Here is an 18,175-nt window from a genome sequence, read left to right as displayed (position 1 = left end):
ATTCCGTGCTTTGGATGACCCGCACCGGAGGTTGGTGCGGGCCATTTTTTCAAACCGCTCAGGCGATGATGTCGTTCAGGGTGTTGGACGGGCGCATCGTGGCGGCGGTTTTGTCGGCGTCGGTGTGGTAGTAGCCACCGAGGTCGGCGGGTTCTCCCTGGGCTCCGGCGAGTTCGCCGAGGATCGCCTCCTCGTTTGAAGCGAGCGCTTCCGCGATCGGGGCGAAATGCGCGGCGAGGTCGGCGTCTTTAGTCTGGGCGGCGAGGGACTCGGCCCAGTAGCGGGCGAACCAGTAGTGGCTGTCGCGGTTGTCGGGCTCGCCGACCTTGCGCGAGGGGGAGCGGCCGTGGTCGAGGATGCCCTGGGTGGCGTCCTCAACGGCCTGACCCAGGATGCGGGCTTTCTCATTGCCTTTGGCGTCCGCGAGGAAGATCAGGCTTTCGCCAAGGGCGCAGAACTCGCCGAGGCTGTCCCAGCGCAGGTGGTTTTGCTGCTGCAACTGCTGCACGTGCTTGGGCGCGGAGCCGCCGGCGCCGGTCTCGAAGAGGCCACCGCCATTCATCAGCTTCACGATGGAGAGCATCTTGGCGGAGGTTGCCAGTTCAAGGATCGGGAACAGGTCGGTCAGGTAGTCGCGCAGCACGTTGCCGGTGATGGCGATTGTGTTCTCACCTTTGGTGATGGTCTCGAGCGAGGCGCGGGTGGCTTCGCGCGGGGCCATGATCTCGAATTTGTCAGCGACACCCTTCGCCTCAAGGATCGGTTTGACGTATTTGATCAGCTCGGCGTCATGGGCGCGGTTGGCGTCGAGCCAGAAGATGGCGCGGCAGCCCTCGGCCTCCTGACGGGAGATCGACAGATTCACCCAATCCTCGATCGGGGCCTTGCGGGTGGAGGCGGAGCGCCAGATGTCGCCGGCCTCGACGTCATGGGAATGCAGAACGGTGCCGTCGTCGAGGATCATTTTGACCGTACCTGCCTCGGGGATCTCGAAGGTTGTCGGGTGGGACCCGTATTCCTCGGCCTTCTGGGCCATCAGGCCGATGTTCTGAACGGTTCCGGCGGTGGCCGGGTTCAGTTTGCCGTTTTTCTTGAAGAAGTTGATCGTCTCGTCATAGACCGGCGCGTAGGAATTGTCGGGGATCACGCAGTTTGTGTCGTGCTCCTTGCCATCCGGGCCCCAGCCCTTGCCGCCGGCGCGGATCAGGGCGGGCATGGAGGCGTCGATGATGACGTCGGAGGAGACGTGCAGGTTGGTGATGCCGCGGTCGCTGTCGACCATGTACATGGGCGGACGGTCGGCCATGCAGGCCTCGATGTCGGCCTTGATCTCCGCGTTGTCCTTCACGCGGTTCAGCAGATCGCCCAGACCGGCATTGGGGTTCACGCCCAGCCCGGCCAGCGCGTCACCGTGTTTGTCGAACACCGGGGCGAGGTAGGCCCTGACGGCGTGGCCGAACAGGATGGGGTCGGAGACCTTCATCATGGTGGCCTTGAGGTGCACCGAGAAAAGCGTGCCCTCGGATTTCGTTTTTTCGATCTCGGCGGTCAGGAAATCCTTCAGCGCGGCGGCGCTCATGAAGGTGGCGTCCACAACGGTGCCGGCGGGGTATTCGATACCTTCCTTGAGGACGGTTTCGCCGTTTGCGGTTTCCAGAACGATTTTCGCGACGGCGGCCTTGTCGAGCGTCGCGGAGGTCTCGTTGGAGAAGAAGTCATTGCCGGCCATGGAGGAGACTTCGGTTTTGCTGTCGGCAGACCAGTCGCCCATGCGGTGCGGGTTTTTCTGGGCGTAGTTTTTCACCGCTTTGGCGGCGCGGCGGTCGGAGTTGCCCTCGCGCAGAACGGGGTTCACGGCCGAGCCCTTGATGCCGTCGTAGCGGGCCTGGATGTCTTTTTCCTCGTCAGTGGACGGGGCGTCGGGGTAGTCGGGGATGGCGTAACCCTGGGACTGAAGCTCGGCGATGGCGGCTTTCAGCTGGGGGACGGAGGCGGAGATGTTGGGGAGCTTGATGACATTGGCCTCGGGGGTTTTCACGAGGCGGCCCAGTTCGGCCAGGTCATCGGACTGGAACTGTTCCTCCGTCAGCTTTTCCGGGAAGGTTGCCAGAATGCGCCCGGCGAGGCTGATGTCCTTTGTCCCGACGGACACACCGGCGGCAGAGGCGAATTTCCGGATAATCGGAAGAAGTGACGCTGAGGCCAGTTCGGGTGCTTCGTCCACTTTGGTGTAGATAATATCGGGCATGCGAGTCTCCAAATTTTTCCGGATTTGGAGTGTCTCTAACCGATAGTGCCGCGGGTGTCGACAGTATACCGTCGTATACGGATGCGGTTTATGTCGTGTGCACGCGTGGGGCGGCGGCGCGGGCGGTTTGGTGCCCTTCGCGGCGCGGGTCCGCGAAGGGGCGTTGGTGTGGTCCGCAGGCCTAGAGGATGGTCAGGCCAACCGCGATGATCGCGCCCGACAGGATCAGGTGGACAACGCAGAAGCCCATGATGTCCTTGGCGCGCAGGCCCGCTATGCCGAGGATTGGCAGGGCCCAGAAGGGCTGCACCATGTTGGTCCAGGCGTCGCCCCAGGCCACGGCCATGGAGATGCGGGCGAGATCGGCGCCCAGCGCTTCGGCGGCGGGCAGGATGACCGGGGCCTGAACCGCCCACTGGCCGCCGCCGGACGGTACGAAGAAGTTCACGATGCCCGCGGAGATGAACGACCAGAAGGGCAGGGTGGTTGCGGAGGCAAGACCCACGAGCCCCTCGGAGATGCTGGCGGCGAGGCCGGTGTCGACCATGATCGCCATGATGCCCGCGTAGAATGGGAACTGGATCACGATGCCCGCGCCGCCCTTCACCGCGTCGGTCAGGGCGTTGAGCAGGTTGCGGGGGCTGCCGTGGAGCAGGATCGCCAGCGTCAGGAAGAGGAAGTTGATGACGTTGAGCGACAGCCCGTTGCCGGCAGCGAAATACTGGATCAGCCAGGCGAGCCCGGCGACGCCGATCAGCGTGGAGAGAACGAAGCTGTTTTCCAGATGCTCGGCCGGGGTTTTGGACCCTGTTTTGGTGTCCTCATCGTTTTCGAGCAGGGCCGGATCGATGTGGTAGGCCTCGTCCTCACGGGGCAGCATGGCGCGGTTCACGAAGGGGACCGCGATGAAGAGTGCGATGACGATGGCAAGGTTGTAGAAGGAAAAAATCGTCTCGGAGGTCGGGATGATGCCGGTGATGTCGCTGAAGGGATGGCCCTCGGTGGCGATGGAGAGCGGGATCGACCCGGCCAGACCGCCATGCCAGACGATAAAGCCGGAATAGGCCGAGGCCACCAGCAGGCGGTAGTCGACGCGGATGGAGCGGGCCAGTTCGCGGGCGAAGAGCGCACCGACGACGAGGCCGAAACCCCAGTTGATCCAGGAGGCCGCGAGCGAGACAAAGCTCACGAGCAGGATGGCGCTGCCCGGGGAGTTCGCGAGGCCGGCGAGACTGGCGAGGCCGCGGCGGACGAGGGGGGTGGAGGCCATCATGTAGCCGGTGACAAGCACCAGCAGCATCTGCATCGAGAAGTTGAGCAGCGACCAGAATCCGTCGCCCCAGACCGTGACGACCTGCATCGGGTTGGTGCCCTGGGTCAGGACGGCGGCGAGGCCGGCGACAAGGGTGAGAATAAGAACGAAAACGAACGGATCGGGAAGATAGCGGTCCATGATCCGAACCATTGGACGTGACAGAAAATTGAGCATTTCCGGCTCCCGGGTGTGACTGTTTTTGTTTGGAGGTAAGGTGTCTTCCGCCGCTCCCTATCAAGCCCTGCCGGGTGGGATCAAGGTGCCGTGGAGGGGGCGGATTTGTGTCCGGCAAGAGGGTGTTGGTTGCGCGGTGGGCTGCGGGTTTGGTGTATGGCGGCTAATGTTTATTGTTTTACAGAAAAAACTGGAGTAATCTGACCGCGGACGGAATGACGGGAGGCGGATATGGATTCGGAAAATCGCAGGCGTCGGGTGGAGATTCTGAGCCGGGTTCTGGGTGTGGCTGTGGTGGTGGCGGCCGTTTTGATCCCCGTTCTGACGGTTTTGTCGGTGGTGGCTATGTCCGTGGGGCAGCTGGCCCAGGGGGCGCAGATCCGGCCGGACCTGGTGACGGGTGTGTCGATGGGCAGGCGGGTGGCCCTGATTGTCCTGACGGCCGTTCCGGCGGTGGTGTTTTCCTCGGGGCTGGTGGCTTTGCTACCGGCGCTCAGGGATTTGCGGCGGGGGGCGTTTTTCTCGACGGTGGTGTTCCGGTCCCTGCGGCGGTTTGCCGGAGCGCTGATTGTGGTGAGCGTGCTGCGGATTTTGGTCATTCCGCTGGCGGGGCTGGTTCTGACGGCGGGGGAGGCGCAGGGCAGTCTGTCGATCTCGATTGATTTTGACGTGATGCAGTCGCTGATGCTGGCCGCCGGGGTCTGGCTGATGGCGTGGGTGCTGGCCGAGGGGGCCGCGCTGGCCGAGGAAAACCGGCAGTTCGTCTGATGGGGATTGAGGTGAGACTGGCCGTGGTGCTGGCCGAACGCGGGGTCAGCGGCCGGGAACTGGCCGAGCATGTGGGGATTACGGAGGCAAACCTGTCGCTCCTGCGCAAGGGGCGGGTGAAGGGCGTGCGGTTCGAGACGCTGGCGCGGATCTGTGAGTACCTGGAGTGCCAGCCGGGGGATCTGCTGGTTTACCGGGAGGGCGCGTGTTGACGCTGGTAATTGTGGCCCTCACATCTCAACCCGCCCGCCCGGCGGTAACGCCGGGCAGCGCTGACCTCCCCCATGGGAGGCGCTGGCGCGCCACCCGAGGTTCGCGATGCCCCTGGTGGTCAGGCGGTAACGCCGCCGTTGACGGGGCGGGGTGTTTCGGAAAGTATCTGCCGGCAAAAAACTGACAAGACTTCCTGGGGAGAAAAACCATGAAAATTTTGAAGGCTGCGGTGGCGGCTTTGGCGGTGGCTGCGGGACCGGCTTTGGCCGACTATCCGGAGCGCGAGGTTCTGGGCGTTGTCATGTGGGGCGCCGGTGGCGCGACCGATACGGTGGCGCGGGCGGTCAATCCGGCGGCGGAAGAGGCGCTGGGCAAGCCGATTGTGGTTCTGAACAAATCCGGCGGTGCGGGGGCGATTTCGACGGCGTTCGTGAATGCGGCCCCGGCGGACGGGTACACGTTCCTTTATGGCGCGGAGAACCCGCAGCTGCATGGTGTGATGGGTGTGTCGGACATTGACTATGGCGACATGTATCCCATCAACATTCTGGGCCGGGGCGTTGCGGTGATCGCGGTGCCGGCGGAGTCGAAGTACCAGACGCTCAGCGAACTGCTCGACGACATTGCGGCCAATCCGGGCGACGTGAAGATGGGGTCCACGGGGCCTGGCGGGCTGCCGTCGACCATTGGCGCGCTGATCGCGAATGCGGCGGAGTTTGACGTGACGGCCATTCCGTTTGACGGTGAGGGCCCGGGTCTGACCGCGATGCTGGGCGGTGAGGTTGATTTTATGCCCACCGGTATCTCGGCGGCGGCGGAGCAGCTGAAGGCGGGCAACATGCGCGCGCTGGCGGTGGTGAACCCCGAGCCGGTCGAGACCCTGCCGGATGTGCCCGCGATCACCGATACGCTGCCGGACATGGCGAAGTTCCTGCCCTGGGGGCCGTTCTATGGCGTGTTCGTGCGTGCGGATGTGCCCGATGACGTGAAGGCGACGCTGACGGATGTGTTTGCCACGGCCGCGACGGATGAGGGCTTTGTCGAGTTGATGAACAACCGAGGCAACGTGGTGATGAACATGTCCGGTCAGGAAGCGGTGGATTTCCTCGCCAAGTGGCAGCAGGTCACGGTCTGGGCGCTGCAGGATACCGGAGCGGCCAAGGTCAGCCCGGAAGATCTGGGCATTCCGCGGCCCTGAGTGTATTGGCCGGCCCGGTCGCTTAAGGCCGGGCCGGTTGCGGATTTTTCATGAAAACACCTGATACAGTTCGACCGGGAGAGCGGGCTTTCGCGCTGCTCCTGGTTTTGTTTGCCGGTTACGCGTTTCGCGAGGCTTACGGCATTTCCGGCTTCAGCGGGCTGACGACCGGTGGGGTGATGCCGATGCTGGCCTCCGGCGTGATGGTGGTCACGGCGCTGGTGATCCTGGCTGACACGCTGCGCGCGCCATCAGGCGACGGGGGCGGCGTGCGTGGGGTGGTGGCGTATCTTTTTCCGCTGCGGGTGGTTTTGTTCACGGCGCTGGTGGGTGTCTATGTGGCGGTGATCCCCTGGGTCGGGTTTTTGCCCGCGTCGGCGGGGCTGTTGTTCGTGGCGATCTGGGCGCTCTGGCGGCGTGGGCCGGTCTGGGCGGCGGGGGTCTCGGCATTGTCCATCGGGGTGATTTTCGTGCTGTTTCGGCTGGTGTTTCAGGTGGTTCTGCCCGCCGGGAGCCTGTGGCAGTGATGGAGGTTCTGGGCTATTTCGCGACGTCCTGGTTGGACCCATATCTGCTGGTTCTGACGGCGCTGGGCACGTTTGCAGGGATTTATGTGGGGGCCATACCGGGGCTGTCGGTGACGATGGCCGCGTCGATTTTGATCTCTTTTACCTTCAAATGGGAGGTGAATGAGGCGCTGGCGGTGATAGCCGGGGTCTATGTGGGCGGCGTCTATGGCGGGGCGCGGACGGCGATTTTGCTAAATATTCCAGGGGCGCCGAGCGCGATTGCCACGGCGCTGGACGGCTATCCGCTGGCGCAAAAAGGTCTGGCCGGGGAGGCGATTGGGCTTTCGACGGTGATGTCAGTGATGGGCGGGCTGATTGGAGTTTTGGCGCTCGCGCTGGCGGCACCGGTGATTGCGGAGTTTGCGATCCGGTTTACCTCGCGCGATTACATGCTGCTCGGGATCATCGGGATTTTGCTGGTTGGTACGCTGTCGGGGGAGAGCTTTGCCAAGGGGGCGTTCGCGGGCGCGCTGGGCGTGATGATCGGGATGATCGGGCTCGATCCGATGACGGCGGAGACGCGGTTTACCTATGGCTCGATCAACCTGATGGGCGGGGTGCCGTTCGTGGTGGCGATGATCGGCTTTTTTGGTGTGGCCGAGGCTCTGGTTCAGCTTGAACACGTGGCCGCGACGCCGGTGAAGCAGAAGGTCACGCGGATCGTGCCCGCCTGGGCGGATGTGCGGCGGTATCTGGGCCTGGGGCTGAAATCGTCCGGTTTGGGGACGCTGATCGGGGCATTGCCGGGGACGGGCGGGGATATTGCGGCGCTGCTCGCCTATGACCAGGCGAAGCGGAGCACGAAGAACCCGGAGGTGCCGTTTGGCAAGGGGGCGAAAGAGGGTCTGATCGCGCCGGAGACTGCGAATAACGCCGCCGTGGGCGGGGCGTTTGTGCCGATGCTGACGCTGGGGATCCCCGGCGACGCGGTGACGGCGATCATCATTGGGGCGTTGTACATTCACGGGTTGAAGCCGGGGCCGCTGCTTCTGACGGATACGCCGCATCTCTTTTGGTTTATTGTGGGCAATCTGACGCTGGCCAATCTGTTTTTGCTGGTGTTCGGTCTGACGGGAATTCGAATTTTTACGAAGGTGGTGGAGTGCCCGCGGGCGGTTTTGATCCCGCTGATCGTTATTCTGTCGGCGGTGGGGGCCTATGCGATCCAGAACAACCCGGTGCATATTACCTGGGCGCTTGGGTTTGGCGTGGTGGGGTATTTCCTGAAACGCTACGGATTTCAGGTGGGGCCGATTATCCTCGGCGTCATTCTCGGGCCGATGATCGATTCCAACTACCGGCGGGCCATGATCGGAGCGCAGGAGAGCGTGGGCGGGTTTTTGTATGACCTGGTGAGCAACCCGATTTCTCTCGTTCTGACCTGCGCGCTGGTGTTCATGCTGGTGAGCCAGCTGCCGTTCTGGCGGCGGCGGGGGTAGGTGCCGGCAGGCATGGTCATTCCGGGCGGCGGGGCGTAAGACCGGGGAAAAGGGACGGGACGCCGTATTGTGGGCGCTCTCCGGGAAGTGTGAGGCAGCAATGAAAGCCGGAATATTTTTCCTGGTGCTGGCGTATGTGTTCAGCCAGTTTTACCGGTCGTTTCTGGCGGTTCTGACGCCTGTTCTGGGCGCGGATATCGGGACGACGCCGGGGGATCTGTCGTTTGCGTCGGGGCTCTGGTTCGTGGTGTTTGCCGCGATGCAGGTTCCGGTGGGCTGGGCGCTGGACCGGGTTGGGCCGCGGCTGACGGCGGCGGCTTTGTTTGGCGTGGGCGGCTGTCTGGGGACGGCGGTGTTTGCCATGGCGACGGGGCCGTGGTCGGTCTCGGTGGCGATGGTGCTCTACGGGATTGCCTGCTCGCCGGTTTTGATGGCGTCCTACTATATTTTTGTGCGGGCCTTTCCGCCAGCGGTGTTTGCGACACTTGGTGGGGCGGTGATCGGGTTTGGATCGCTGGGCAATCTGGCGAGTACCGCGCCGCTTGCGATGCTGGTGGACGGGATCGGCTGGCGGGCGACGATGTGGTGGCTGGGGCTGGCGACGCTGATTGTGGCGGTGGCAATCGCCGTGTTTGTGCGCGATCCGGAGCGGCAGGAGCGTGACCAGGGCCAGACGGGCGGGTTCTGGTCTTTGCTGACGGACTGGCGGATGCTGCTGATCGCGCCGATTTTGCTGTTCAACTATGCGCCCTCGGCAGGCATTCGCGGGCTGTGGGCGGGGCCGTATCTGGAGCATGTGTTTGGCGCGGATGCGCTGGGCATCGGGCGGGCGACGCTGGTCATGGCACTGGCGATGACGGTGGGCAGCTTCGTGTTGGGGCCGATGGAGCGGTATTTCGGCTCGTCGCGCAAGGTGATTGTGGTCTGTGCGATAATGGGCGCCGGGGCGCTGTTTTACCTGTGGTCGCATCCGGGTGCGTCGATATTGGCGTCGATGGTGGCGATGGCGGTGATCGGGTTTGTCGGCGCGTCCAATCCGGTGCTGGTCTCACATGGGCGGGAGTTTATCCCCGCGCATCTGACCGGGCGGGGGCTGACGCTTCTGAACCTCTTCAGCATGGGGGGTGTGGGGCTGATGCAGTTTGTTACCAGCCGCTATTCCCACGGCGTCAGTGCTGAGATGCGCGGCCTGCCGGAGTTTTACGGCAACATCTTCCTGATCTTCGGCTGTGCTCTGGTGGCGGGTCTGCTGCTCTACCTGTTCTGCCCGGAGCGTCGGTACAGGACGGAGGTGGTGGGGTAGGCACGGCGGGGCCGTGCCCGTGACCCGCTTCAGCCCTCTTTGGGGATGACCTGGAACATCCAGGTTTCTGACAGGCGCTGGCCGTAGCCTTTTACGTGGGCGAGCATTTCGATCACCGCGCCGGGTTCGGGCTCGACGTCGAAGACGAGGCGCCACATGTCCGTGCCGTCGATTTTGAAGAGGACCGGGTTCACGGTTTTGCCGCCCGTGACCGAGATAACCGGTTCGACCTCGGCGTCGGGACCCATGCCGGCGAGAAGGCCGCCGGCGAAATCGACCACGTATTTGCGGGCCTTGCCGTCCCATGGAACGCCGGCGACGCCGCCCTGGCCGGTGCGGGTTTCCGTCACATGGGCGAGGCGGGCGCCCTCGGGCACGGGCAGGTCTCCCCAGTGCAGGCGGTAGTGGTATTCGCGGGTTTCGCCGGCCCTGGGGCTCTCATCCGGCTGCCAGTAGGCGACGATATTGTCGGTGGCCTCGATATCTGTGGGGATCTCGACCAGCTGCACGGTGCCGGGTCCCCAGTCGCCGAGCATTTCAACCTCGAGCGAGGGGCGTTCGTGGTAGCGGGCGCCGGGGTCCTGGTAGCTCTCATAGCGGCGGTCGCGCTGGTGCAGGCCAAAGCTCGCGAGGCCGGGCTCGGAGAACACGGATTTGGAGACGCGGGGCGGGTTGGTCAGGGCGCGCCAGAGGGTGATGCCGTCGCCACGCTCGATTTTGAGGCCCTCGCTGTCGTGGACCTGGGGGCGGTAGTCGTCAAACTCGGAGCGGTTCGATTCGGCGTAGAGGAACATGGAGGTCAGGGGTGCGACGCCCAGGTTGGCCACGTCCTCGCGGAAGAACAGGCGCGCGGTGACGTCCATGACGGTTTCCTGGCCCGGTTCGACCACGAAGCGGAAGGCACCCGCGACGCTGGGGCTGTCCATCAGGGCGAAGAACTCCAGGTGCCGCTGGCCGGGGCCGGGGCGGACGAGGTGAAACTCGGTGAAGACCGGGAATTCCTCGGGACGGTCTGAGGCGGTGTCGATGGCGAGGCCACGGGCGCTGAGGCCGTAGGCGCTGCCCTTGCCGAGCGCGCGGAAGTAGCTGGCGCCCTGGAAGGCCATTAGCTCGTCAAACACGTCGGCGCGGTTGAGCGGGTAGTGGATGCGGAAGCCTGCCACTCCGGGCAGGTCGGCATGGGGCGGCAGGTAGTCGGCGGCCTCGTGACGGTAGTCGAAATCATCGGCCGTGAACTGGAACTCGGTCTCCTGGCCACCGGACACGTCGTAGAGCGGTGTGGCGGTGGGGAAGAGCCAGCCCATGTGGAAGGCGTGCATGCGGAAGAGCAGGTCGTCCTCGTTCCAGCGGGCGGCGTCGGGTTTGAAGGCGATCTGGCGGTAGAGATCGTAGGTCAGACCCTCGGGCAGGCCCTCGGTCGGTTGGGGGGCCGCGTATGCCTGGGCGGCGAGGTCCCGGGCTTTGGTGGTCAGGCGGTCGAAATCAAACGGTTGGCCCTGGGCGGCGTCGCCGCCCGTCTGGGCAAGTGCTGCCAGCGGGGTCAGACCGGCGGTCAGCAGGGCTGTGGAGCCAAGCAGGAAAGTCCGGCGCCCGGTGGTCAAACGTGTTGTCATGGTGATCGCGTCTCCGTGTGTGCTGATCCGTCATAGCAACGACCGCGCACCGGGGCGAGTTCCCGTCACGTGTTTTTTATCGCGCGGCTGGGCGTATATCCGCCCTGGTCCCGCTTTTGGGCGGCGATGAGGTATTCGGTGTTGCCGTCGCCGCCGGGGATGGGGCTGGTGGTCTGGCCGAGGATTTGCCAGTCGAGGGTTTCGAGGAAGGTGGCGATGCGGGTGCGGACGGTTTTGACCGCGTCAGTGTCGCGGACGATGCCGCCTTTGCCGATGGCGGCGCGGCCGACCTCGAACTGGGGTTTGATCAGGGCCACGAGGATGCAGCCGGGGGCGGCGAGGGCGAGCGGGGCGGGCAGGGCTTTTTCCAGCGAGATGAAGGAGAGGTCGGAGACGATCCAGTCGGGTGTGGGGACCATGCCGGGTTGGAGGTCGCGGACGTTCTGGCCCTCGATCACGTGGACGCGGGGGTCGCGGCGCAGGCTGTCGTGGATCTGTCCGTGGCCAACATCGATGGCCCAGACGGCCTCTGCGCCCGCCTCCAGCAGGACTTCGGTGAAGCCGCCGGTGGATGCGCCGAGGTCGAGTGCGGTTTTGCCCGTGGGGTCGAGGCTGAACACCTCGATGCCGTGTTTCAGTTTCAGTGCGGCGCGGGAGACGTAGGGCAGGGGGTCGGCGGTGAGGGTGATGTCGGCGTCGTCGGTGACCTTTTGCGAGGCCTTGGTGGTTTCGGTGCCGTTGACGGCTACCGCGCCCGCGGCGATCAGGGCCTGGGCCCGGGCGCGGCTGTCGGTCAGTCCGCGAGCCACCAGGGCCTGATCGAGCCGCATGGTCATTCCGCCGCGAGGTTGAGGAAGCCGCCGGACTGGCGGTTCCAGAAGCCCGCATAGAGGCCGTCGCGGGATAGCAGGTCCTGGTGGGTGCCCTCCTCCACGATCCGGCCCTGGTCGAGCACGATGATGCGGTCCATGCGGGCAATGGTGGAGAGGCGGTGGGCGATGGCGATGACGGTTTTACCCTCCATCACGCCGTAGAGCGTATCCTGTATGACCGCCTCGACCTCGCTGTCGAGGGCGGAGGTGGCCTCGTCAAGAACGAGGATTGGCGCGTCCTTGAGGATGACCCGGGCAAGTGCAATGCGCTGGCGCTGGCCGCCGGAGAGTTTCACGCCCCGCTCGCCCACCTGGGCGTCGTAGCCGCGCCGTCCCTGGGGGTCCTGGAGGTCGCGGATGAACCCGTCGGCGGCGGCGCGTCTGGCGGCTTCGATCATGGCGGTCTCGCCCGCGTCGGGACGTCCGTAGAGGATGTTGTCGCGCACGGAGCGGTGCATCAGGCTGGAATCCTGGGTCACCATGCCGATGCGTTCGCGCAGGCTGGACTGGGTCACGGTGCGCACGTCCTGGCCGTCGATCAGGACGCGGCCGCCCTCGGGGTCGCGGAAGCGCAGGAGCAGGTTGACGAGGCTGGATTTTCCGGCGCCGGAGCGACCGACGACGCCGATTTTCTGGCCTGCGGGGATGTCGAGCGTGATGCCGTCGAGACCGCCCTGACCCCGGCCGTAGTGGTGGGAGAGATTCTCGAACCGGATGGCGGCGTCGGTGATGTGTAGGGCGGGGGCGCGGGGCGTGTCGGTGACGGTATGCGCGACGGCTATGCTCTCGAGGCCTTCGCGGATGACGCCAAAATGCTCAAAGAGGCGCACGGTCATCCACATGACCCAAATCGTCATGGTATTGAAGCGCAGGGCCATGGCGGAGGCGGCGGCAACCTCGCCCATGCTGATGCGGTTTTCCGTCCAGAGCCACAGGGCCGGGCCGATGACCATGAGGATGGCGGCGGAGTTGAATGCGGCCATGGCGGCGTGGCTGGCGGCGAACATGCGCATCAGACGCCCGAAGCGGAGCCTCTGGCGAGCCATGGCGGATTTGGCGAATTCCTCCTCGCGTGCCGCATGGGCGAAGAGTTTGACGCTTTCCATGTTGGTGTAGGCGTCGACCACACGGGCGGTGACGCGGGAATTGGCGTGGCTGTTTTTCTCGGCGGCGCGACCGGCCTGGGGTGCGTACCAGGCCAGAAACGCAACATATCCCGCCATCCAGAGCGCCAGCGGCAGGGCGAGGCGCCAGTCCATGCCCAGGAGCAGCAGGACCGTGACGACGGCGAAGGCCGCGGCCTGCCAGAAGGCCTCGAAGAAGAGGAAGGAGCTGTCCTCAACCGCCGGGCCGATATTCATGACGCGGTTGGCTAGGCGGCCGGCGAAATCGTTCTGGAAGAACCCGACCGGCTGGCCCAGCATGTGTTTGTGCGCCCGCCAGCGGGCCTGGGTGAACATGTTGGTGGAAATGCCGGAGAACAGCAGGACGGCGTTCACGCCCAGCACAATGGGTCGGAGCAGCAGGAGCAGGACCGCGGCCAGGATGACCTCGGTGCCATGGGCTGTCCAGAAGCCGTCGGGGCCGGTGGCGTCCATCAGGTCCACAAGCCGCCCGGCGTAGTAGACAAGTCCGAGTTCCAGCAGGGCGACCAGCACGCCGATAACCGCGGCGAGGATCAGAACGCGGCGGAAGGGGCGGAGCTGTTCGAAGACGAAGGGCCAGACGCGGTCGGGCGGTGTACCCTCCGCATGGGGCGCGAAGGGGTCGACCATGTCCTCCACCTGTCGAAACAGGGGGAGCCGGTGATCGCGTCGCGCCCGTGCCATGGTCCTACTCCGCAGCCTCCAGCCCGAGGAAGCCGCCCGACTGGTGGTCCCAGAGACCGGCATAGAGCCCGCCGGAGTTCAGCAGGTCGTTATGGGAGCCTTCCTCCACGATCCGGCCCTGATCGAGCACCACGATCCGGTCCATGCGGGCGATGGTGGAGAGGCGGTGCGCGATGGCGATCACGGTTTTGCCCTCCATCACGGTTTCCAGCGTGTCCTGGATGGCGGCCTCGACCTCGCTGTCGAGCGCGCTGGTGGCCTCGTCGAGCACGAGGACGGGGGCGTCCTTGAGGATGACGCGGGCAAGTGCGATGCGCTGTCTCTGGCCGCCGGAGAGTTTTACGCCCCGTTCGCCCAGGTGCGCGGCGTAGCCCTTGCGACCGCGGAAGTCGCTGAGGTCCTGGATGAAGTCATGGGCATGGGCGCGTTTTGCGGCCTGGATGACCTGTTCGTCGGTTGCGTCCGGGTTGCCGTAGCGGATGTTTTCAATCGCGGGACGGTTAAACATGGCCGTTTCCTGCCGGACCATGCCGATTTTGGAGCGAAGACCGTCCTGCGTCAGGTCACGGATGTCGACGCCGTCGAGCATGACGCGCCCGCCCTCCACGTCATAGAGGCGCAGAAGCAGGGAAACGGCGGTGGTTTTGCCTGCGCCGGAGCGGCCGACGAGGGCAACCTTTTCGCCCGGTGCCACGCGCAGGTTCAGACCGTCGAGAGCGGCGTCGGGGCGGCCGTAGCCGAAGACCACATTGTCGAACACGACCTCTCCGCCGCCGCTGGTTTTGCGGGGCTCGACCGCGTTTTCGCGGTCGACAACGGTGTGGGAGGGGGAGAGCGTGCGGATGCCGTCCTCAATCTCGCCCACATTGGCGAAGATGCCCATGGCGGTCATGCTGACCCAGCCCGACATCTGTGCGAGGCGGGTGGAGACCAGACCGGCGGCGGCGATGTCGCCGGGGGTGGCGATGCCGCGCGACCAGAGAAAGATGGAGCCGCCGATCAGCGTGACGGGCAGGATGCCGGCGAAGGCCATCAGGATCAGCCGGAAGCTGGCGGAGACGCGGCCGAAGCGAATGCCGCATTTCCGGAAGCCCGCGAGGGCGTCGAGCGTGGCATGATCCTCGAAATCACCATGGGCGAAGAGTTTGACGGTTGCGATGTTGGAGACGGTGTCCACCACCTGGCCGGTGACCACGGCGCGTGCGGCGGCGCGTGCCTTGGACCGGGCGCGGATGCGCGGCATGAAGAACCGGATCAGGAAGAAATAGGCGATCAGCCAGGCAAAGACGATCACCGCCAGCCAGACATTTACGGAGGCCATCAGGAGCGCCGCGCCGATGATCGAGGCGAGGGCGAGGCCGAAGGTGTTGGCGCTCTCGACCATGACCTCGGAGACGGCGCGGGAGGTCTGCTGTGCCTTCTGCGCGATGCGACCGGCGAAATCGTCGTCGAAATAGCTCAGGGACTGGCCGAGGACATGCCGGTTGAGCCGCTGCATCACCAGCGGGAAGAGGTTCGGCTGCATGGTGATCGCGGTCAGGGCCGCGCCGAGACCCATCATCAGGGGGCGGAAGATCAGGAAGAACACCGCTACCCCGGCGAGCGTGAGCCAGAAGGCGGGGAACAGATCCTCCGGACCCCGGGCCGTGGCCGTGTCGATCAGCCAGCCGACCAGATAGGCGGCCAGGACCTCGGTTCCGCCGACGGCGGCGCCCACGAAGAACATCAGCAGGATGAAGGGAAGGGCTCCCTTAAGGGCCCAGCGCATGAAGGCGTAGAGGGTTTTGGGAGGGGGGCCATCAGCCGGTGCGAACGAGTCGAACAGGTTGGAAAACAGTTTCACCAAACGTACTCCTGAATGCCTTGAACAAATGGTTCCGCCCCATCCCCGAGGGCAGCGATGACCGCGGGCGGTAGCGAAGCGCCGCCCATGGGGGCGGTCGGTGCTGCCCGCCGTTGCCGCCGGGCGGGGGGGTTGAGGTGAGCCGGCTTTGCGTCAACGAGGAACAACTGACCCGTGTGTCGAATTGTTCCTGCGCTGTTCACTCCGCGGCCTCCAGATTTATGAAGCCGCCGGACTGACGGTTCCAGAAACGGGCGTAATGCCCATCCATTTCAAGAAGTTCCTGGTGGGTACCTTCTTCCGCGACACTGCCGTCATCCAGGACGATAATGCGGTCCATATGCGCAATCGTCGACAGACGGTGCGCGATGGCAATCACGGTTTTGCCTTCCATCACTCCATACATGGTGTCGAGGATTGCGGCTTCAACCTCGCTGTCCAGCGCGCTTGTGGCCTCATCCAGCACCAGTATGGGCGCATCCTTGAGGATAACACGGGCGAGTGCAATCCTCTGGCGCTGTCCGCCGGACAGTTTCACGCCGCGCTCGCCCACCTGGGCGTCGTAGCCGAGGTTCCCGTTCATGTCGGCGAGGTCGCGGATAAAACCGTCGGCCTCGGCGCGTTTGGCGGCCTCAATCATTTCGGCTTCACTGGCGTCGGGGCGGCCGTAGAGGATGTTCTCGCGCACCGAGCGGTGGAGAAGAGAGGGGTCCTGGGTGACCATGCCGATATGCTGGCGCAGGCTGTCCTGGGTTACGGAGCGCACGTCCTGGCCGTCGATCAGGATCCGGCCGGTTTCGGGGTCGAAGAAGCGCAGCAGCAGGTTCACGAGGGTGGATTTGCCCGCGCCGGAGCGGCCGACGAGACCGACCTTTTCGCCTGGGGCGATGGTCAGGGAGACGTCCTTCAGCCCGCCGCTGTCGCGGCCATACTGGTGTGCGACGTGTTCGAGGGTGATGCCACCCTTTTCCACCCGCAGGGGTTTGGCGTCCGGTGCGTCGGGCAGGGCGATGGGCTGGGCGATGGTTTCCATGCCCTCGCGCACGATTCCGATGTTCTGAAAGAGCGACGACATGGCCCACATGATCCAGCCGGTCATGGCGTTGAGCCGAAGGGTCAGCGCCGTCGCGGCCGCGACCGTGCCGACCGTGGTGCTGCCCGACTGCCAGAGGTGGATCGCGAGACCCACGACCGCGACGATCAGGATGCCGTTGATCACGCCGAGGCCGAAATCCATGATGGTGATCACCCGCATTTGCCGGGCGAATTTGATGCGGGCGTCCTCGATGGCCTCGCCCGCGTATTCCTCTTCGGTGCGGGTATGGGCGAAGAGTTTGACGGACTGGATGTTGCTGTAGCTGTCGACGATGCGGCCGGTGATGACCGAGCGGGCATCGGCAAAGTTCCGGGAGGCCTCGCCCACGCGGGGAATTGCCCAGAACATCAGCGCGACATAGAGCCCAAACCAGAACAGCAGCGGTATCCCGAGCCGGGCATCCGTTCCGGCCAGCAGCCACAGGGCGCCGGTGAGGTAGATCAGCGAATAGACCAGCGCGTCAAATGTCTGGAACACCGCCTCGCCCACGGCGGGGGCGGTCTGCATCATCCGGTTGGCGATGCGTCCGGCGAAATCGTTCTGGAACCACGTCACCGACTGGCGCAGCACGTGCCGGTGGCTGCGCCAGCGCACGATTGTCCCCACGTTCGGCATGAGCGACTGGTTGAGCAGAAGAGCGCTCAACACCTCGAGACCGGGGCGCAGGAACAGGATGAACAGGGCCACGAATACCAGCTCAACCCCATGGACCGCCCAGACATCGGCGGCGTCGGCTTCGGTCAGCATGTCCACGAGTTGGCCCGCGTACCAGATCAGCAGGATCTCGACGACACCCACCACCAGAATGGAGAGAAACGTCCAGGCCGCGACCTTGCGGGCGGGCCAGAGGAATGCCTTCAGAAATGGCCAGAGGCGGTTGGGGGGCGTGTCGGTCGCGGAGTAGGGCTCATAGGGGTCAATGAGCGACTCAAAGAAACGAAACATGTGGGATGCTTTCTCAAACGCAGACGGGAGGAAATAAAATGCGGGGGCCACTCAGCCCCGGTCCGGGGCCGTTTCAGGCTTTGTGAAAAATCCGGAGTCGCATCATCCCGTTCTCCCGTAAGGTTCGCGCACCTTATACGTTTAAAACCGCGTTCTGTCACCCCGCCTGTGGCTATTTTTGCGGCGGGGTGGTCGGGCGGCCCTGGTCACGCGGTGTTGGGCTCTTTCAGCAGGTCGTTCAGGTCGAGCCGTTTTGTGTACATGGCGAGGCTGCCGTCAGGGTTGCGCGGCCATTCGGCCTCGGGGCGGTCCCAGTAAAGCTCGACGCCGTTGCGGTCCGGGTCATCGAGATACAGCGCCTGGGAGACGCCGTGGTCGGAGGCTCCGGTGAGGCGGTGGCCTGCGGCATTGACCCGCCGCAGGGCGTCGGCCAGATCGGCGCGGGTGGGGTAGAGAAATGCCGTATGGAAGAGGCCGGTATGCCCGGCGGGCGGCGGAGTTGCGCCAAGGCTTTCCCAGGTGTTGAGGCCGATATGGTGGTGATAGCCACCGGCACCGAGGAAGGCGGCCTCATTGCCGTACCGGGCCTGGACCTCAAACCCGAGGACACCGGAATAGAAGGCAATTGCGCGTTCAAGGTCCGAGACCTTCAGGTGGACGTGGCCAACCCGGGTTTCGGGTGCTACGGGAGTTTGCATCGGAACTGTCCTTTTGTTGTCATTGAAAGGATAATGTCCGATCAAATGCGCA

14 protein-coding genes are annotated in these 18,175 nt (G+C 64.7%); 6 read left to right on the top strand and 8 right to left on the bottom strand.

Annotated features, from left to right (window positions below):
* Window positions 1-58 precede the first annotated feature (58 nt).
* Both ACP15P_RS12240 and ACP15P_RS12235 read right to left on the bottom strand, forming a co-directional pair.
* Window positions 59-2,248 carry an NADP-dependent isocitrate dehydrogenase gene (locus ACP15P_RS12240; RefSeq protein WP_424928750.1) on the bottom strand — a complete coding sequence of 730 codons (2,190 nt, stop codon included), beginning with the start codon at window positions 2,246-2,248 and terminating at the stop codon, window positions 59-61.
* A gap of 181 nt (window positions 2,249-2,429) precedes the next feature.
* A complete protein-coding gene (locus ACP15P_RS12235; RefSeq protein ID WP_424928749.1) occupies window positions 2,430-3,737 on the bottom strand; it encodes a short-chain fatty acid transporter in 1,308 nt (435 codons plus the stop codon).
* A gap of 231 nt (window positions 3,738-3,968) precedes the next feature.
* Here ACP15P_RS12235 and ACP15P_RS12230 point away from each other — a divergent pair, with 231 nt between their 5' ends.
* The 6 genes from ACP15P_RS12230 (at window position 3,969) to ACP15P_RS12205 (ending at window position 9,227) form a co-directional block, all read left to right on the top strand.
* Window positions 3,969-4,505 (top strand): DUF2975 domain-containing protein, encoded by a 537-nt coding sequence (locus ACP15P_RS12230; protein ID WP_424928748.1) that lies wholly within the window; start codon window positions 3,969-3,971, stop codon window positions 4,503-4,505.
* Window positions 4,505-4,717, top strand: coding sequence for a helix-turn-helix domain-containing protein (locus ACP15P_RS12225; RefSeq protein WP_424928747.1), 213 nt, complete (start codon window positions 4,505-4,507; stop codon window positions 4,715-4,717). The genes ACP15P_RS12230 and ACP15P_RS12225 overlap by 1 nt, the downstream gene beginning before the upstream one ends.
* Before the next feature lie 209 nt (window positions 4,718-4,926).
* Entirely contained in the window at window positions 4,927-5,916 is a 990-nt protein-coding gene (locus tag ACP15P_RS12220) for a tripartite tricarboxylate transporter substrate binding protein (RefSeq protein ID WP_424928746.1), read from the top strand.
* 50 nt (window positions 5,917-5,966) lie between these two features.
* Window positions 5,967-6,443 (top strand): tripartite tricarboxylate transporter TctB family protein, encoded by a 477-nt coding sequence (locus ACP15P_RS12215; protein WP_424928745.1) that lies wholly within the window; start codon window positions 5,967-5,969, stop codon window positions 6,441-6,443.
* Window positions 6,443-7,924, top strand: coding sequence for a tripartite tricarboxylate transporter permease (locus tag ACP15P_RS12210; RefSeq protein WP_424928838.1), 1,482 nt, complete (start codon window positions 6,443-6,445; stop codon window positions 7,922-7,924). The genes ACP15P_RS12215 and ACP15P_RS12210 overlap by 1 nt, the downstream gene beginning before the upstream one ends.
* A 100-nt stretch (window positions 7,925-8,024) precedes the next feature.
* Window positions 8,025-9,227 carry an MFS transporter gene (locus ACP15P_RS12205; protein WP_424928744.1) on the top strand — a complete coding sequence of 401 codons (1,203 nt, stop codon included), beginning with the start codon at window positions 8,025-8,027 and terminating at the stop codon, window positions 9,225-9,227.
* Window positions 9,228-9,256: 29 nt separating this feature from the next.
* On the opposite strand, the gene ACP15P_RS12200 is transcribed toward ACP15P_RS12205, so the two are convergent.
* The 6 genes from ACP15P_RS12200 to ACP15P_RS12175 form a co-directional block, all read right to left on the bottom strand.
* Entirely contained in the window at window positions 9,257-10,840 is a 1,584-nt protein-coding gene (locus tag ACP15P_RS12200) for an OpgD/OpgG family glucan biosynthesis protein (RefSeq protein WP_424928743.1), read from the bottom strand.
* A 65-nt stretch (window positions 10,841-10,905) separates the two neighbouring features.
* Window positions 10,906-11,670, bottom strand: coding sequence for a TlyA family RNA methyltransferase (locus ACP15P_RS12195; RefSeq protein ID WP_424928742.1), 765 nt, complete (start codon window positions 11,668-11,670; stop codon window positions 10,906-10,908).
* A 2-nt stretch (window positions 11,671-11,672) separates the two neighbouring features.
* The gene (locus ACP15P_RS12190) at window positions 11,673-13,508 is read right to left on the bottom strand and encodes an ABC transporter ATP-binding protein (protein WP_424928837.1); all 1,836 of its coding nucleotides are present in this window, start codon (window positions 13,506-13,508) and stop codon (window positions 11,673-11,675) included.
* Between the two features lie 37 nt (window positions 13,509-13,545).
* The gene (locus ACP15P_RS12185; RefSeq protein ID WP_424928741.1) at window positions 13,546-15,384 is read right to left on the bottom strand and encodes an ABC transporter ATP-binding protein; all 1,839 of its coding nucleotides are present in this window, start codon (window positions 15,382-15,384) and stop codon (window positions 13,546-13,548) included.
* Window positions 15,385-15,583: 199 nt separating this feature from the next.
* Complete coding sequence (locus ACP15P_RS12180) at window positions 15,584-17,425, bottom strand: ABC transporter ATP-binding protein (RefSeq protein ID WP_424928740.1); 1,842 nt, start codon at window positions 17,423-17,425, stop codon at window positions 15,584-15,586.
* 206 nt (window positions 17,426-17,631) lie between these two features.
* Window positions 17,632-18,123, bottom strand: coding sequence for a VOC family protein (locus ACP15P_RS12175; RefSeq protein ID WP_424928739.1), 492 nt, complete (start codon window positions 18,121-18,123; stop codon window positions 17,632-17,634).
* Window positions 18,124-18,175 lie beyond the last annotated feature (52 nt).

Origin of the sequence: Amaricoccus tamworthensis, assembly GCF_049800875.1 — a bacterium.
Lineage (GTDB): Bacteria > Pseudomonadota > Alphaproteobacteria > Rhodobacterales > Rhodobacteraceae > Amaricoccus > Amaricoccus tamworthensis.
Note: the sequence above shows the minus strand (reverse complement) of the source record. Positions and strands in the feature narration are given on the sequence as shown.

Coding starts and splice junctions, on each gene's coding strand:
- ACP15P_RS12195 (WP_424928742.1), bottom strand. CDS start 11,670: ATGCGGCTCGATCAGGCCCTGGTGGCTCGCGGACTGACCGACAGCCGC.
- ACP15P_RS12220 (WP_424928746.1), top strand. CDS start 4,927: ATGAAAATTTTGAAGGCTGCGGTGGCGGCTTTGGCGGTGGCTGCGGGA.
- ACP15P_RS12240 (WP_424928750.1), bottom strand. CDS start 2,248: ATGCCCGATATTATCTACACCAAAGTGGACGAAGCACCCGAACTGGCC.
- ACP15P_RS12215 (WP_424928745.1), top strand. CDS start 5,967: ATGAAAACACCTGATACAGTTCGACCGGGAGAGCGGGCTTTCGCGCTG.
- ACP15P_RS12205 (WP_424928744.1), top strand. CDS start 8,025: ATGAAAGCCGGAATATTTTTCCTGGTGCTGGCGTATGTGTTCAGCCAG.
- ACP15P_RS12180 (WP_424928740.1), bottom strand. CDS start 17,425: ATGTTTCGTTTCTTTGAGTCGCTCATTGACCCCTATGAGCCCTACTCC.
- ACP15P_RS12230 (WP_424928748.1), top strand. CDS start 3,969: ATGGATTCGGAAAATCGCAGGCGTCGGGTGGAGATTCTGAGCCGGGTT.
- ACP15P_RS12200 (WP_424928743.1), bottom strand. CDS start 10,840: ATGACAACACGTTTGACCACCGGGCGCCGGACTTTCCTGCTTGGCTCC.
- ACP15P_RS12210 (WP_424928838.1), top strand. CDS start 6,443: ATGGAGGTTCTGGGCTATTTCGCGACGTCCTGGTTGGACCCATATCTG.
- ACP15P_RS12175 (WP_424928739.1), bottom strand. CDS start 18,123: ATGCAAACTCCCGTAGCACCCGAAACCCGGGTTGGCCACGTCCACCTG.
- ACP15P_RS12225 (WP_424928747.1), top strand. CDS start 4,505: ATGGGGATTGAGGTGAGACTGGCCGTGGTGCTGGCCGAACGCGGGGTC.
- ACP15P_RS12235 (WP_424928749.1), bottom strand. CDS start 3,737: ATGCTCAATTTTCTGTCACGTCCAATGGTTCGGATCATGGACCGCTAT.